General features: G+C 72.1%; 16 protein-coding genes and 1 riboswitch. Of the genes, 13 read left to right on the top strand and 3 right to left on the bottom strand.

From position 1 onward, the window contains the following. Positions 1-37: 37 nt before the first annotated feature. Positions 38-478: a hypothetical protein gene (locus tag ASD10_RS14470; protein WP_056609603.1), complete on the top strand. Its 441-nt coding sequence runs from the start codon at positions 38-40 to the stop codon at positions 476-478. 21 nt (positions 479-499) lie between these two features. Here ASD10_RS14470 and ASD10_RS14465 read toward each other — a convergent pair whose 3' ends face one another. Then, on the bottom strand, positions 500-1,351 hold the full coding sequence (locus tag ASD10_RS14465; protein WP_056609602.1) for a RimK family alpha-L-glutamate ligase: 852 nt from the start codon (positions 1,349-1,351) through the stop codon (positions 500-502). A gap of 121 nt (positions 1,352-1,472) precedes the next feature. Between ASD10_RS14465 and ASD10_RS14460 the strand changes: the two genes are divergently transcribed. Genes ASD10_RS14460 through ASD10_RS14440 form a run of 5 tightly spaced genes read left to right on the top strand, consistent with a single transcriptional unit; the run spans position 1,473 to position 6,465 of the window. Continuing rightward, positions 1,473-2,048, top strand: coding sequence for a hypothetical protein (locus tag ASD10_RS14460; protein WP_056609600.1), 576 nt, complete (start codon positions 1,473-1,475; stop codon positions 2,046-2,048). Continuing rightward, positions 2,045-2,587: a hypothetical protein gene (locus tag ASD10_RS14455; RefSeq protein ID WP_056609598.1), complete on the top strand. Its 543-nt coding sequence runs from the start codon at positions 2,045-2,047 to the stop codon at positions 2,585-2,587. The genes ASD10_RS14460 and ASD10_RS14455 overlap by 4 nt, the downstream gene beginning before the upstream one ends. Positions 2,588-2,628: 41 nt before the next feature. Next, entirely contained in the window at positions 2,629-4,314 is a 1,686-nt protein-coding gene (gene ilvD, locus ASD10_RS14450; RefSeq protein ID WP_056609596.1) for a dihydroxy-acid dehydratase, read from the top strand. Next, positions 4,314-4,979, top strand: a complete 666-nt coding sequence (locus ASD10_RS14445; protein WP_056609594.1) for a hypothetical protein — start codon at positions 4,314-4,316, stop codon at positions 4,977-4,979. Before ilvD ends, ASD10_RS14445 begins: the two co-directional genes overlap by 1 nt. A gap of 43 nt (positions 4,980-5,022) precedes the next feature. Continuing rightward, positions 5,023-6,465: an SDR family NAD(P)-dependent oxidoreductase gene (locus ASD10_RS14440; protein WP_056609592.1), complete on the top strand. Its 1,443-nt coding sequence runs from the start codon at positions 5,023-5,025 to the stop codon at positions 6,463-6,465. A gap of 69 nt (positions 6,466-6,534) precedes the next feature. Here the strand turns inward: ASD10_RS14440 and ASD10_RS14435 are convergent, their stop codons facing one another. Both ASD10_RS14435 and ASD10_RS14430 read right to left on the bottom strand, forming a co-directional pair. Next, complete coding sequence (locus ASD10_RS14435; protein ID WP_056609590.1) at positions 6,535-6,873, bottom strand: hypothetical protein; 339 nt, start codon at positions 6,871-6,873, stop codon at positions 6,535-6,537. Between the two features lie 165 nt (positions 6,874-7,038). Continuing rightward, on the bottom strand, positions 7,039-7,356 hold the full coding sequence (locus ASD10_RS14430) for a hypothetical protein (protein WP_056609586.1): 318 nt from the start codon (positions 7,354-7,356) through the stop codon (positions 7,039-7,041). A 365-nt stretch (positions 7,357-7,721) separates the two neighbouring features. Between ASD10_RS14430 and ASD10_RS14425 the strand changes: the two genes are divergently transcribed. The 7 genes from ASD10_RS14425 to ASD10_RS14395 all read left to right on the top strand — a co-directional run bounded on the left by ASD10_RS14425 (position 7,722) and on the right by ASD10_RS14395 (position 14,395). Next, complete coding sequence (locus tag ASD10_RS14425) at positions 7,722-9,500, top strand: acetolactate synthase large subunit (RefSeq protein WP_082556219.1); 1,779 nt, start codon at positions 7,722-7,724, stop codon at positions 9,498-9,500. Next, on the top strand, positions 9,500-10,033 hold the full coding sequence (gene ilvN / locus ASD10_RS14420) for an acetolactate synthase small subunit (protein ID WP_056609584.1): 534 nt from the start codon (positions 9,500-9,502) through the stop codon (positions 10,031-10,033). The genes ASD10_RS14425 and ilvN overlap by 1 nt, the downstream gene beginning before the upstream one ends. Positions 10,034-10,078: 45 nt before the next feature. Beyond that, entirely contained in the window at positions 10,079-11,104 is a 1,026-nt protein-coding gene (gene ilvC, locus ASD10_RS14415) for a ketol-acid reductoisomerase (RefSeq protein WP_056609582.1), read from the top strand. A gap of 273 nt (positions 11,105-11,377) precedes the next feature. Further along, positions 11,378-11,472, top strand: a riboswitch (TPP riboswitch). Further along, entirely contained in the window at positions 11,462-12,286 is an 825-nt protein-coding gene (gene thiM / locus ASD10_RS14410) for a hydroxyethylthiazole kinase (protein WP_056609581.1), read from the top strand. (Overlaps the previous riboswitch by 11 nt.) After that, positions 12,283-12,930, top strand: coding sequence for a thiamine phosphate synthase (thiE, locus tag ASD10_RS14405; protein WP_056609579.1), 648 nt, complete (start codon positions 12,283-12,285; stop codon positions 12,928-12,930). The genes thiM and thiE overlap by 4 nt, the downstream gene beginning before the upstream one ends. After that, positions 12,927-13,724, top strand: coding sequence for a bifunctional hydroxymethylpyrimidine kinase/phosphomethylpyrimidine kinase (gene thiD / locus ASD10_RS14400; protein WP_056609577.1), 798 nt, complete (start codon positions 12,927-12,929; stop codon positions 13,722-13,724). The genes thiE and thiD overlap by 4 nt, the downstream gene beginning before the upstream one ends. Then, positions 13,721-14,395, top strand: a complete 675-nt coding sequence (locus tag ASD10_RS14395) for a TenA family protein (RefSeq protein ID WP_056609575.1) — start codon at positions 13,721-13,723, stop codon at positions 14,393-14,395. Before thiD ends, ASD10_RS14395 begins: the two co-directional genes overlap by 4 nt. The last annotated feature ends 105 nt before the right edge of the window (positions 14,396-14,500 follow it).

Here is a 14,500-nt window from a genome sequence, read left to right as displayed (position 1 = left end):
CTGTCGGGACGGTTCACCGCCGTTGTAGGTTCACGGCATGCCCTGTCTCCTGACCCGTGCGGTCGCGGCGTTGATCGCCGCGGTCGCGGTCGCGTCGTGCACGGCGGCACCGGACGGGCAGGGAGACGCGGCTTCGGACGGCACGAGGTCGTGGGGGCACGAGGTCGAGGGCGCCGCCGACGCTGTGTGGGCGCTCGGGCCGGGTCAGCCCATCAGCACGACCTCGACCTCGTTCACGGCCCTCGTCACCCGCCTCGGCTGCAATGACGGCGTCACCGGCGACGTGGTCGACCCCGTCGTGAGGACGTCGCGGACCCGGATCGTCGTCACGTTCCAGGTGACGCCGGGCGAGCCGGGCGCTGCCCGCTGCCCGGGCAACCGCGCGCTGCCCTACGTCGTCGATCTCGAGGATCCCGTCGGGCGACGGCAGCTCGTGGACGGGCGATGCCTGCCGGATGGTGCCGCGGAGACGACTTAGTTCTGCGACGGCCGCTAGGGATCAGGTGCGCGCCAGCACCGCATCGACGAGGCGACCCGCCGCGCCGTCGGCGTGGGGGAGGAACAGGCTCGGCTCCGTCAGCTCGAGCTCGATCACCAACGGCGAGCCGTCGGCGGCCGTCACGAGGTCGACGCGCGCGTACAGAGGGGCGCGGTCGACGCCCATCGCGTCGCACGCGGCGGCCACGGCTCGCTCGGCCACCTCGCGCTGCGCGTCGCTCGGGGTGCGCGGCGTGATGCTCTCGCGGCTGTCGCGGTCCTGCCGGACGCCCTCGCCCCTCTCCAGCAGCGGACCCTTGCGGATCGCGTGCGAGAACGTGCCCGCGAAGAGCAGCATCGCGGTCTCGCCCTCGTCGTCGACCGACGAGATGTACGGCTGCGTCATCGACGTGCGGCCGGCCGCGACGAGCGCTGCGCTGTGCGCCCACACCTCGTCGCGCGTGCCCCACCGGGCGGTGTCCTTCGAGCCCGCGGAGATCGTCGGCTTGACGACCCACTCGTCGTGCTCGCCGATGTCGTCTCCCGGGGCGACGTCCCACTGCGTCTCGATGATGGGGACGCCGGCCGACTCGAGCTGTCGGAGGTACGTCTTGTCGGTGTTCCACGCCAGGACGGCGGCGTCGTTCTGCAGGGTGGGCACCGATCGCGCCCAGGCGAGGAACTCGTCGCGCCGGGTCGTGTAGTCCCAGCACGACCGGACGACCACGGTGTCGTAGGCGCTCCAGTCGACGGTCGGGTCGTCCCAGACCACGATCTCGGCGGTGGTGCCGCGTGCGGCGGCGGCTTCCACGACGAGCGGCAGGTCGGCGTCGACGTCGCGGGCGGTCGAGCTGGTGGCGAGTGCGATGGTCACACTGCCATCGTGGCACGGGGCCTCGCCCTCGCAGATCAACGCCGTGGGCCTGATCCCGTCACATCAATGATGAGTCGTTGATTATGTGGTATCAACGTCTGGAAGTTGATACCCTGCCGTCATGTTCGTCATGACGATCGATCAGCGGCGCAGCCGGTCCGAGCCCGACGCGGTGCCGGCGCTCGACCTCCTCCTGCCGTCCGACCGCACGGTCCGGCCGTTCGAGCGCACGGCCGGCGACGAGGTCCAGGGCCTCCTCGACGACCCCGAGGCCGTCGTCGACATGGCGCTGACGCTCGCGCGGGACGGCGGATGGTCGATCGGCATCGGCGTCGGCGAGGTCGAGCGGCCCCTCGCCGACTCGGTCAGGGCCAACCGCGGACCGGCGTTCGTCGCGGCGCGCCAGGCGGTCGAGCGGGCCAAGTCGTCACCCCTGCACGTCGCGGTCGAGGCCGAGTCGTCCGGTGGCGAGCACGCCGAGACCGCCCTGCTGCTCGTCGCCGGCATCGTCGACCGTCGCAGCGACGCCGGCTGGCAGGCCGTCGACGCCATGGCGACCGCCGATACCCAGGCCGGAGCCGCGGCATCGCTCGGCATCTCGCCGCAGGCCATGAACCGTCGGCTCCGGGTGGCAGGCTATGTCGAGGAGCGGCGCGGACGTGCCCTCGTGACCCACCTGCTGGAGGCGGCCCGATGATCCTGCTCGTCCTCGTCGCGGCGGCCCTCGTGCCCGTGGTCGCCGGCTGGACCGGTCGTCACCGCGTGCTCGCGGCGGCCGTCGCCACCGTCCTGCTGGCCGCCGCGGTGATCGTCCGGGTGGTCGCGAGCGTCTCGGTCGACCAGGGCGTCCTCGGCATCGTCGCGTCCGTGCTGGCCGTGGCCGGCGGATCGGTCGTCACGACGGCGGTGTTCGACGTCATCGACGACCGCTCGACCGATCGCACCGAGTCGCTCGAGGCGGCCGGCCACATCCTGCGCGGTGGCACGTGGGTCGGGGCGCTGGAGCGGCTCGCGGTGTTCGGCTCGCTCGTGGCCGGCATGCCGTCGGGGGTCGCGCTGACCCTGGCCGTCAAGGGCCTCGGCCGCTACCCCGAGCTGCGCAGCGGCGACCGACCGGCCACCGCCGAGCGCTTCATCATCGGCACCCTCGTCAGCGTCCTGTGGGCGGCTCTGTGCGCCTACGTGGCCACGGGGTTCGCACCCCTCGAGGCGGCTCGCGTGTCCTTCGACGCCTGACCGCTGCCCGGGCTGGTCGGACGAAGTCGTAATCTGTGGCCATGGCCCCCGAGAACGAGATCGACATCAAGCCGCGCAGCCGCACCGTCACCGACGGCCTCGAGGCCACCGCGTCACGAGGCATGCTGCGCGCCGTCGGCATGGGCGACGACGACTGGCCCAAGCCCCAGATCGGTGTCGCGTCCAGCTGGAACGAGATCACCCCCTGCAACCTGTCGCTCGACCGCCTGGCCAAGCGCGCCAAGGAGGGCGTGCACGCCGGCGGCGGCTACCCGCTCGAGTTCGGCACGATCTCGGTGTCCGACGGCATCTCGATGGGCCACGAGGGCATGCACTTCTCGCTCGTGAGCCGCGAGGTCATCGCCGACTCGGTCGAGACCGTCATGATGGCCGAGCGCCTCGACGGATCGGTCCTGCTGGCCGGCTGCGACAAGAGCCTGCCCGGCATGCTGATGGCCGCCGCCCGCCTCGACCTGGCCAGCGTGTTCGTCTACGCCGGATCGATCATGCCGGGCAACGTCGACGGCAAGGACGTCACGATCATCGACGCCTTCGAGGCCGTCGGCGCGTGCCTGGCCGGCAAGATGTCCCGCGAGCAGGTCGACAAGATCGAGCGCGCGATCTGCCCCGGCGAGGGGGCCTGCGGTGGCATGTACACCGCCAACACGATGGCGTCGGCGGCCGAGGCCCTCGGCATGAGCCTGCCCGGCTCATCGGCCCCGCCCGCGATCGACAGCCGCCGCGACGAGTACGCGATCGCGTCCGGGGAGGCCGTCGTCGAGCTGCTCCGCCGCGGCATCACGGCCCGCCAGATCCTGACCAAGGAGGCGTTCGAGAACGCCATCACCGTCGTCATGGCGCTGGGCGGCTCGACCAACGCGGTCCTGCACCTGCTGGCGATCGCGCGCGAGGCCGAGGTCGACCTGACGCTCGAGGACTTCAGCCGCATCGGCGACAAGGTGCCGCACCTCGGCGACCTCAAGCCCTTCGGCCGCTACGTCATGAACGACGTCGACAAGGTCGGCGGCATCCCCGTCATCATGAAGGCGCTGCTCGACGCCGGTCTCATGCACGGCGACTGCCTGACGGTCACCGGCAAGACCATGGCCGAGAACCTGGCGCACATCGAGCAGCGCATCGACGGCGACGTCATCCGCGGCCTCGACCAGCCGATCCACAAGACCGGCGGCCTCACGATCCTGCACGGCACGCTGGCCCCCGAGGGTGCCGTCGTCAAGAGCGCCGGCTTCGACTCCGACGTGTTCACCGGCACGGCCCGTGTCTTCGACGGCGAGCGCAAGGCGATGGACGCCCTCGAGGACGGCACGATCGTCGCCGGCGACGTCGTCGTGATCCGCTACGAGGGCCCCAAGGGTGGTCCCGGCATGCGCGAGATGCTCGCGATCACCGGCGCGATCAAGGGCGCCGGCCTCGGCAAGGACGTCCTGCTCATGACCGACGGACGGTTCTCGGGCGGCACGACCGGCCTGTGCGTCGGGCACGTCGCGCCGGAGGCCGTCGACGGGGGACCGATCGCGTTCGTCAAGGACGGCGACCAGATCACCCTCGACGTGGCCAACAAGCGCCTCGACGTCGCGGTCGACGCCGACGAGCTCGAGGCCCGCCGGGTCGGGTGGGAGCCCCTGCCGCCCAAGTACACCAAGGGCGTGCTCGCGAAGTACCGCAAGCTCGTCAGCTCGGCCGCCGACGGCGCCGTCTGCGGTTGATGCAGGCGTTCGCCACCCGGTGGGACTTCCTGTTCGCGTCGGTGCTGATCGGCGTCGACCGGACGACCGGGGTGTTCTCGGGCAGCGAGCCGGCGCCGGGGCAGCAGATGGTCGCGGTGTGGACGAGCGCCGAGATCGCCGAGCAGGCGCTGCACGTCGAGTCGTGGGAGCTGCGGCCGATCCTGGTCCGTGACCTCCTGCCGCTGCTGCCGGCGGGAGTCGGCGTCCAGGTCGACCCCGAGCGCACGTCCGGCATGACGGCGTCCGCCGCCTACGTGGCCGGCATCCGGCGGTTCGCCGAGCCGTTCCCGGTCGACGCGGCCGTCCGCGTCACGACCTGGGACGAGATCCCCGACGGCGCTCTGGCAGCCGTCGCGCAGGCGGCCGACGAGCAGGGCGTCCGCGAGCTGCACGCGCTGATGTACACGGTCGACGACAGCCCGCCGATCGGCTGCCTCGCGTGGGTCGCGGACGGGTCGGCCGACCCGTCCGCCGTCGGGCGGGCGCTCGAGACGGCCCTCCTGACCGCCGCCGGGCCCGCCGACCTGGCCGTCGTCACGGTCCGCGTGCTGCCGCTGGCGTCGGTGCCGCAGGAGGTCCGGGCCGCCATCGGCGACCGTCACGTGCTGCGGCCCCGCCGTCGGACGCGGTTCTGGCGCCGCTGAGCCCGCGCGGGCCCTGTCACGGGGCCTCGGGGACAATGGAGGAATGCCATCTCCACGTCCCGCGTCCTTCACCGAGGACGAGCTCGCGACCGCGCTGAAGGTCCTTGGCGAGGCCCAGTTCCTCGAGGACGAGGACGCGGCCTACGTCGCCCTGCGTCACGCCTGCGGCAAGTTCTACAAGGACGTCAAGAAGCAGCGCCGGCTCGCCAAGCGCGCCGAGGTCGCCGCCGCCGACCGCGCCGTCGTCGCCACGACGGCCACGGGCTCGCCGACCCGCATCGACGACGAGACCGAGGGCATCCCGCTGGTCTCGAACGCCGCCGGCGCATCGGCCGGCACCCTGCTGGTGCCCCGGCCCTGCTACATCTGCAAGCAGAAGTACACCGTCGTCGACGCGTTCTACCACCAGCTGTGCCCCGACTGCGCCGCCCTGAACCGGGCCCGGCGCGACGCCCGCACCGACCTGACGGGCAAGCGCGCCCTGCTGACGGGCGGTCGCGCCAAGATCGGCATGTACATCGCGCTGCGCCTGCTGCGCGACGGCGCCCACACCACCATCACGACCCGGTTCCCGCACGACGCCGTGCGCCGGTTCACCGCGATGCCCGACAGTGCCGACTGGATCGACCGGTTGCGGATCGTCGGCATCGACCTGCGCGACCCGGCGCAGGTCGTGGGCCTGGCCGACTCCGTCGCGGCGCAGGGTCCCCTCGACATCCTCATCAACAACGCCGCGCAGACCGTCCGGCGCACGCCGGGCGCCTACGCGCCGCTGGCCGAGGCCGAGTCGGCGCCGCTGCCCGACGGCCCCCTGCCCGAGCTGCTGACGTTCGGCCACACCAGCGACGCGCACCCCGCCGCGCTGGTGGGATCGGTGTCGGCGCACCCCGTCCTGGCCGGCGACGCCTACACCGCCGACGAGCTGACGTCGCTGGCGATGGCGGCGGGCTCGGCCGACCTCGAGCGCATCGACGCCGGGGGACTGGTGCCCGACACCGTCGACGTCAACAGCTGGACGCAGCGCGTGCACGAGGTCGACGCCCTGGAGCTGCTCGAGGTGCAGCTGTGCAACACGACGGCGCCGTTCATCCTCGTCAGCCGGCTGCGGCCGTCGATGGCGGCAGCCGCGGCGCGCCGCACGTACGTCGTCAACGTCTCGGCGATGGAGGGCCAGTTCAGCCGCCGCTACAAGGGGCCGGGCCACCCGCACACCAACATGGCCAAGGCCGCGCTCAACATGCTGACCCGCACCAGCGCGGGGGAGATGCTCGAGCAGGACGGCATCCTGATGACGGCCGTCGACACGGGCTGGATCACCGACGAGCGCCCGCACCCGACCAAGGTGCGCCTGGCCGAGGAGGGCTTCAAGGCGCCGCTCGACCTGGTCGACGGGGCCGCGCGCGTGTACGACCCGATCATCCGCGGTGAGGCGGGCGACGACGTCCACGGCGTCTTCCTGAAGGACTACGCGGCCTCGCCCTGGTGAGCCGCGGCCGGACGCACGACGGCCCGGCGAGCGTGCTCGCCGGGCCGTCGTGTCGGTGCTGGGGTCTGGCTACGGGGCCGGCGTCGTGGCCGACGGGGCCGGCGTGCTCGGCGTGATGCACTTGCCGATCTCGGTGGCCGCGTCGCCCTGCGCCTTGGTGTCCTCGTCGGTGGGCTTGTAGTCGGTGTCGTTCTCGGCGACGGCCTTGACGGCCTCGTCCGAGAGGTCGGAGTCGACGATCGCCTTGGCGGCGCAGTCGGCCTGCTTGTCGGTGATCGCGCTGCCGGCGGACTTCTTCAGCTGCGCGGCGACGTCGTCGGCGCTCGGGCGGTCGCCGCCGCCACCGCCGCAGGCCGAGGTGAGGGTCAGTGCCGCGACGACGAACGCCGCGCTCAGGGTCTTCTTCATGGCATCTCCAGGATTCGGGTCCGCGACGGAGGGACGCAGCGGACGGGCAGCATTCATGGTCGCACCCGATCGTCCGCCGTGCCGCGTCGGCCCGGGCAGCCAAAGACCCGGCGGGAGGTGGGCTCCCGCCGGGTCGTCGCGGTGCCGGTCACCCGGCGGCCGGCATCAGCTGCCGGACGTCGCGCACTTCGTGAGGTCGGACTGCAGGCCGGTGAGGGCGTCCTTGTCCTTGTCGCTGCCCTTGTAGTCCTCGTCGCCCTCGACGATCGCGTTCAGCGTCTTGTCGGAGACGTCGGACTTCTCGAGCGCGCCGGCGATGCAGTCGGCCGCCGCCTCGGGGATTTTGGTGCCGAAGACGCTGTCGTCGCTCGTGATGGCCGTCTTGAGCTCGGCCTTCGTCGGGCGGTCGCCTCCGCCGCCACCGCAGGCCGACGTCAGCGACAGGGCGGCGACTGCGAACAACGCGGTCAGGGTCTTCTTCATGTGGGTTCCCCCTCGATAGGCGCCTGCCATCTTCGTGCAGGTCGCCCCCATCTCATCGCATCGAGACAGGTCGGTGCCAATCGGGGAGCCGATCCCGCGTCCAACAGTCCACATGGTGGTACGAGTCGTCTCGCGACTTGATATCTGCGCGCGCACGGCCCATGCTGGGGGCATGCATGCGCACCTTCTCGTAGTACGCCACTGACGCGGCGCCCCACCAGGCATCGCGTCTCCCTCGATCGCACCCAGTGAATGCTTCTGGGGCCGGGGGATTTTTTTATGGCTCCGTGCTTGACGGGGTCGCAGACGGGGAGGTGCCGGTCCGACCGGCCTCCGAAGAACCGAGCAGTGAGGTAGCACCAGACATGACAGAGCAGATCGCGGAGCAGCTGACCGGGGCCCAGAGCCTCGTCAGGTCGCTGGAGCACGCCGGCGTCGACACGATCTTCGGGATCCCCGGCGGCGCGATCCTGCCGGCCTACGACCCGTTGTTCGACTCCGAGCAGATCCGTCACATCCTCGTCCGCCACGAGCAGGGTGCGGGCCACGCCGCGCAGGGCTACGCGATGGTCACGGGTCGCGTGGGCGTCTGCATGGCGACGTCGGGCCCGGGCGCGACCAACCTGGTCACCGCGATCGCCGACGCCTTCATGGACTCCGTCCCGATCGTGGCGATCACGGGCCAGGTCGCGACGCACCTGATCGGCACCGACGGCTTCCAGGAGGCCGACATCCGCGGCATCACGATGCCGATCACCAAGCACAGCTACCTCGTCACCGACGCCGCCGACATCCCGCGCGTCATCGCCGAGGCCTTCCACATCGCCGGCACCGGGCGCCCGGGCCCCGTGCTCGTCGACATCGCCAAGGACGCCCTGCAGTCGTCCACGACGTTCCACTGGCCGTCCGAGCTGGCCCTGCCGGGCTACCGGCCGACCACGCGCCCGCACGGCAAGCAGGTGCGCGAGGCGGCACGGCTCATCGCCGCCGCCGAGCGGCCAGTGCTGTACGTCGGAGGCGGCGTCATCAAGGCCGAGGCGTCCGCCGAGCTCAAGATGCTCGCCGAGCTGACCCAGATCCCGGTCGTCACGACGCTGATGGCGCGGGGCGCGTTCCCCGACTCGCACGAGCTGCACCTCGGCATGCCGGGCATGCACGGCACCGTCGCCGCCGTCACGGCGCTGCAGCGCAGCGACCTGCTGATCTCGCTCGGCGCGCGGTTCGACGACCGCGTCACGGGCCAGCTGTCGTCGTTTGCGCCGCTCGCCAAGGTCATCCACGCCGACATCGACCCGGCCGAGATCTCCAAGAACCGCACGGCGGACGTCCCGATCGTCGGTGACTGCCGCGAGGTCATCTCCGAGCTCATCGGCACGCTGCGCAAGCAGGCCGACGAGGACGGCGTCGAGGGCGACTACGCCGCGTGGCGCGAGCAGGTGCTGGGCATCAAGGCGCGCTTCCCGGTCGGCTACGACAAGCCCGCCGAGGGCCTCGCCCCGCAGACCGTGATCGAGCGGCTCAGCGCGCTGTCGGGCTCCGACGCGACGTACGTCGCCGGTGTCGGCCAGCACCAGATGTGGGCCGCGCACTACGTCGACTACGAGCGTCCCCGCCAGTGGCTCAACTCCGGCGGCGCCGGCACGATGGGCTACTCCGTCCCCGCGGCGATGGGCGCCCAGGTGGGCCTGCCCGGCTCGGTGGTCTGGGCGATCGACGGCGACGGCTGCTTCCAGATGACCAACCAGGAGCTCGCGACGTGCGCGCTCGAGGGCATCCCGATCAAGGTCGCCGTCATCAACAACTCCTCGCTCGGCATGGTGCGCCAGTGGCAGACGCTGCTGTACGAGGGCCGCTACTCCAACACCGACCTCAACACGGGGCCGGAGTCGATCGGCGCGCGTCGCATCCCCGACTTCGTCAAGCTCGCGGACGCCTACGGGTGCGTCGGCCTGCGCTGCGACAGCGAGGCCGACCTCGACGCCACGATCGAGAAGGCCCTGGCGATCACCGACCGACCCGTCGTGATCGACTTCGTGGTCGAGCGCGACGCCATGGTGTGGCCGATGGTCCACGGCGGCGCCTCCAACGACGACATCCAGATCGCCCGCGATCTGGCCCCCACCTGGGACGACGAGGACATCTGATGACGACGCAGCACACCCTTTCCGTCCTGGTCGAGAACACGCCCGGCGTGCTCGCGCGCGTCTCGAGCCTGTTCATGCGCCGCGGCTTCAACATCGAGTCGCTCGCGGTGGGCCAGACAGAGATCCCCGAGATCTCGCGCATGACGATCGTCGTCAACGTCGACGAGCTGCCCCTCGAGCAGGTCACCAAGCAGCTCAACAAGCTCGTGAACGTCCTGAAGATCGTCGAGCTCGACTCGGGCAGCGCGGTCGAGCGCGAGCTCATGCTGATCAAGGTGCGCACCGACCCGCAGACCCGCGGACAGGTGCTCGAGACCGTCAATCTCTTCAGGGCTAAGGTGGTCGACGTGGCCACCGACGCCGTCACGATCGAGGCGACGGGCGATGCGGGCAAGCTCGCCGCGATGCTCAACGTCCTCGAGCCGTTCGGCATCCGCGAGATCGCCCAGTCCGGGCGCGTGGCCATCGGCCGCGGGCCCCGCTCGATCACCGACCGCACGCTGCGCACCGTTCCGGGCACGCAGGCGAGCTGACCACCCCCGACCGTTCCACAAGCCCCTCACTAGGAGACATGACCCGTGGCTGAACTCTTTTACGACGACGACGCCGACCTCAGCATCATCCAGGGCCGCAACGTCGCGGTCATCGGCTACGGAAGCCAGGGGCACGCGCACGCGCTCAACCTGCGCGACTCCGGCGTCGACGTCCGCGTCGGCCTGCCCGAGGGCTCCAAGAGCCGTGCCAAGGCCGAGGCCGAGGGCCTGCGCGTCCGCGACGTCGCCGAGGCGGTCGAAGAGGCCGACGTCATCGTGATCCTGGCGCCCGACCAGGTGCAGCGCCACGTCTACGCCGAGCACATCGAGCCCAACCTCGTCGACGGCGACGCCCTCGTCTTCGGCCACGGCTTCAACATCCGCTTCGGCTACATCGCGCCGCCCAAGGGCGTCGACGTCGTGCTGGTCGCGCCCAAGGCCCCCGGCCACACCGTCCGCCGCGAGTTCGTCGACGGTCGCGGCATCCCCGACATCATCGCGGTCGAGCAGGACGCCAGCGGCAAGGCGTGGGACCTCTCGCTGTCGTACGCCAAGGCCATCGGCGGCACCCGCGCCGGCGTCATCAAGACGACGTTCACCGAGGAGACCGAGACCGATCTGTTCGGCGAGCAGGCCGTGCTGTGCGGCGGCATGTCGCACCTCGTCCAGGCGGGCTTCGAGACGCTGACCGAGGCCGGCTACCAGCCCGAGATCGCGTACTTCGAGGTGCTGCACGAGCTCAAGCTCATCGTCGACCTCATGTGGGAGGGCGGCATCGCCAAGCAGCGCTGGAGCATCTCCGACACCGCCGAGTACGGCGACTACGTGTCGGGGCCGCGGGTCATCGATGCCTCGGTCAAGGAACGCATGCAGGAGGTGCTGGCCGAGATCCAGGACGGCACCTTCGCCAAGCGCTTTATCGACGACCAGGACGCCGGCGCGCCGGAGTTCCTGCGCCTGCGCGAGGAGGAGGCCGGGCACCCGATCGAGAAGACCGGCAAGATCCTGCGCTCGCACTTCTCGTGGAAGCAGCAGGACACCGACTACGTCGACGGCCAGGCCGCCCGCTAGTCACCCGCACCACCGCACCATCGAGGGGCGCCGCACCGACAGGTGCGGCGCCCCTTCGCGCACCCTCCCCACACCCGCCGACGAGTCACGTACGCCCGCCGATGAGTCGCGTACGCCCGTCGAGGAGTCGCGCAGGCCCGCCGACCAGTCGCGTACGCCCGGTCTGAGTGACTCGTCACCGGGTCTGGGTGACTCGCCGCGGGGCGTGGGTGACTCCTCGCGGGGCGTGGGTGACTCGTCGGCGCAGGGGGGTGGGCGGTGTGTAGGCTCGACGGCACACGGCCGGGGTGCCCCACGAGGGGCTGAGATGAGACCCGACGAACCTGATCCGGTTAGCACCGGCGCTAGGGAGCTGTCATGAGTAGTCCTGTCACGCCATCCACCAGCACGCCATCGACCACCACGGCGGCGATCGTCGCCGCGGTGCGCGAGCGGTCGCCCCTGGTGCAGTACATCACCAACTTCGTCTCGATGGACGTCGCCGCCAACGTGCTGAACGCCGTCGGCGCCTCGCCCGCCATGGTCCACGACCCGCACGAGTCGGGCGAGTTCGCCCGCATCGCGTCGGCCGTCGGCGTCAACATCGGCACGCCGTCGCCGTCGTGGGTCGAGGGGATGACCGAGGCGGCACGCGCCGCGCACGAGTCCGGCACGCCGTGGGTGCTCGACCCCGTCGCCGTCGGGGCCACCGCCTACCGCCGCGAGATCGTCGACGGGCTGCTCGAGCACCGGCCGACGGTCGTGCGCGGCAACGCGAGCGAGATCCTCGCGATCGCCACGGCGCAGACCAGTGGTCGCGGGGTCGACAGCGACGCGGCGACCTCCGACGCCGTCGAGGCGGCGACGGCGCTCGCGCGCGATCTGTCGGCCGTCGTCGTCGTGACGGGCGTCGAGGACGTCGTCACCGACGGGACGCGCCGGGCCGTGGTGCACGGCGGCCACCCGTGGATGCCGATGGTCACGGCGCTGGGCTGCTCGGCGACCGCCCTGGTCGCGGCGTGCTGCGCCGTCGAGGACGATGCCGTCGAGGCGTCCGTCGCCGCGATGGCGATGCTCGCAGCGGCTGGCGATCGAGCCGGGGCGGCGTCGGCCGGACCGGGTTCGTTCCGGGTCGCGCTGCTCGACGAGCTGGCGCAGCTCGACGACGCGCGCATCTCCTCGGTCCGGGTCGACCGGTCATGAGCGTCGACCTGCGGGTCTACCTCGTGACGGACCCCCGCACCGACGACCTCCTCGACGTCGTGTCGCGGGCCGTCGCCGGGGGAGTGACGAGCGTCCAGGTACGTCACAAGGACGCGGCGCCCGACGAGAGGATCGACCTGGTCCGGCGCCTGCGGGACGCGCTGCCCGCCCACGTCGCGGTCATCGCCAACGACGACCTCGAGGCCGCCCGGTGGGCCGACGGCCTGCACGTGGGGGTCGACGACGTCGCACCGAGCACCGCCCGAGCGGTCCTCGGCCCCGACGCGGTCATCGGGTGGTCGGTCAACGACCTGGCCCAGCTCGACGACGACGTCGAGATGTCGGCGTCCGACTACGTCGCGGTCAGCCCCGTGTGGGCCACGGCCACGAAGCCGGACGCGTCGGAGCCGTTCGGTCTCGACGGCGTCCGCGCCGTGGTCGAGCGGGCTGGCGGCCGGGTGCCGGTCGTCGGCATCGGCGGCATCGACAGCACCACCGCCGGCCTGGTCGTCGAGGCGGGCGCGAGCGGGGTCGCCGTGGTGAGCGCGATCTGCGCCGCCGCCGACCCGACGTCTGCCGCCGCGGACCTGAGGCGCGCGGTCGACGGCGCGCTGCGCGCCGCGGTGGAAAGGGCGGGCCGATGACGCGCACCCCGGTCATGCTGAGCGTCGCCGGCTCCGACCCGTCCGGCGGCGCCGGCATCCAGGCCGACCTGAAGACCGCGAGCGCGATCGGCGTCTACGGGGCGGCCGTGCTGACGGCGCTGACGGTGCAGAACACGCTGGGCGTCACGGGGATCCACGCCGTTCCCGCACGGTTCGTCGCCGACCAGTACGCGTCGGTCGTCACCGATCTCGACGTCCGTGCGGTCAAGATCGGCATGCTCGGCGGCGCTGACGTCGTCGAGGCCGTCGCGTCGATGCTGCGCGAGCACCCCGTGCCGGTCGTCGTGCTCGACCCCGTCATGGTCGCGACGTCCGGCGACCGGTTGGTCCCCGAGGACGCCGTCGCGGCGATCCGCGAGCTGCTGGTGCCCCTGGCGTCCGTCGTGACGCCCAACGTGCCGGAGCTCGCGGTGCTGACGGGCCTGCCGGTCGCGTCGCCGGACGACCTCGAGGCGGCGGCGCGGGCGCTGCTCGGTGCCGGGCCGGGCGCGGTGCTCGCCAAGGGGGGACACCTCGACGGCGACCGCTGCACCGACGTCCTGGTGACGGCCGACGGCGCGCACCACCTCGACGCGTCCCGCGTGCGCACGCGGCACACGCACGGCACGGGGTGCACGCTGTCGTCGGCGATCGCGTCGTACCTCGTGCTGGGGCTCGACCTGGTCGACGCCGTGACCTCCGCGAAGGCCTACCTGCACCGCGCCCTGGTCGCGGGCGCGAGCCTCGAGCTGGGCGGCGGCAACGGCCCGGTCGACCACCGGGTGCCCGCGTGAGCTCCACGGCGCAGGACTGCTGGACGTCGGTCGACGACTGGTTCGCGGCCATCTGCCGGCACCCGTTCGTCGTCGGCCTGACGGACGGGTCGCTGCCCGAGGACGTCTTCGTCCGCTACCTCGTCGACGACGCCCACTACCTCGACCGCTACGCCCGGGTGCTGTCGCAGCTCGCGGGCCGGGCGCCCGACGCGGCCGGCATCGAGCTGCTGGCGGCGTCCGCCGTCGGGGCCGTCGCCGCCGAGCGCGAGCTGCACCGGACCTACCTGGCGCCGCGGGGTCTCGACCCCGATGCCGCCGCCGGTGTCGGTGCCGTGCCCGAGGCGTCACCGACGTGCGTCGCCTACACGGGGTCGTTGGAGGCGGCAGCGCACTCCGCGCCGTTCGACGTGGCCCTGGCGGCGGTGCTGCCGTGCTTCCGGGTCTACGCCGAGGTGGGCCGTCACGTCATGGCGCGTCGTGCGCCCGGCGAGCACCCGTACGGCGCGTGGATCGACACCTACGCGGCGCCGGAGTTCGACGAGGCCGTGCGGCGCGCCGAGGCGTACCTCGACGCGTGGACGACCGACCGGGCCGCGGTCGTCGCGGCCTATCGCCGGTCGACCCGGTTCGAGTGGATGTTCTGGGACGCCGCGTGGCGGTCCGATCCGTGGCCCGCTCCCGCCTCCTGACGTGAGGACGGCGGCCACGTCGGGCGCGAAGTGTTCGCGTGGGCGTCGTCCGGTCGTCGTCCCGGTCGGGTTGGTTGGTGAGGTGTCCCGGGGGGTCCGGTCCAC

It is taken from the genome of Aeromicrobium sp. Root472D3, assembly GCF_001426485.1.
Taxonomy (GTDB): Bacteria; Actinomycetota; Actinomycetes; order Propionibacteriales; family Nocardioidaceae; genus Aeromicrobium.
Note: the sequence above shows the minus strand (reverse complement) of the source record. Positions and strands in the feature narration are given on the sequence as shown.

What these genes read in the sequence shown, in the direction of transcription:
- ASD10_RS14470 (WP_056609603.1), top strand. Translation starts at nt 38, where the DNA reads ATGCCCTGTCTCCTGACCCGTGCGGTCGCGGCGTTGATCGCCGCGGTC.
- ASD10_RS14460 (WP_056609600.1), top strand. Translation starts at nt 1,473, where the DNA reads ATGTTCGTCATGACGATCGATCAGCGGCGCAGCCGGTCCGAGCCCGAC.
- ASD10_RS14455 (WP_056609598.1), top strand. Translation starts at nt 2,045, where the DNA reads ATGATCCTGCTCGTCCTCGTCGCGGCGGCCCTCGTGCCCGTGGTCGCC.
- ilvD (WP_056609596.1), top strand. Translation starts at nt 2,629, where the DNA reads ATGGCCCCCGAGAACGAGATCGACATCAAGCCGCGCAGCCGCACCGTC.
- ASD10_RS14445 (WP_056609594.1), top strand. Translation starts at nt 4,314, where the DNA reads ATGCAGGCGTTCGCCACCCGGTGGGACTTCCTGTTCGCGTCGGTGCTG.
- ASD10_RS14440 (WP_056609592.1), top strand. Translation starts at nt 5,023, where the DNA reads ATGCCATCTCCACGTCCCGCGTCCTTCACCGAGGACGAGCTCGCGACC.
- ASD10_RS14435 (WP_056609590.1), bottom strand. Translation starts at nt 6,873, where the DNA reads ATGAAGAAGACCCTGAGCGCGGCGTTCGTCGTCGCGGCACTGACCCTC.
- ASD10_RS14430 (WP_056609586.1), bottom strand. Translation starts at nt 7,356, where the DNA reads ATGAAGAAGACCCTGACCGCGTTGTTCGCAGTCGCCGCCCTGTCGCTG.
- ASD10_RS14425 (WP_082556219.1), top strand. Translation starts at nt 7,722, where the DNA reads ATGACAGAGCAGATCGCGGAGCAGCTGACCGGGGCCCAGAGCCTCGTC.
- ilvN (WP_056609584.1), top strand. Translation starts at nt 9,500, where the DNA reads ATGACGACGCAGCACACCCTTTCCGTCCTGGTCGAGAACACGCCCGGC.
- thiM (WP_056609581.1), top strand. Translation starts at nt 11,462, where the DNA reads ATGAGTAGTCCTGTCACGCCATCCACCAGCACGCCATCGACCACCACG.
- thiE (WP_056609579.1), top strand. Translation starts at nt 12,283, where the DNA reads ATGAGCGTCGACCTGCGGGTCTACCTCGTGACGGACCCCCGCACCGAC.
- thiD (WP_056609577.1), top strand. Translation starts at nt 12,927, where the DNA reads ATGACGCGCACCCCGGTCATGCTGAGCGTCGCCGGCTCCGACCCGTCC.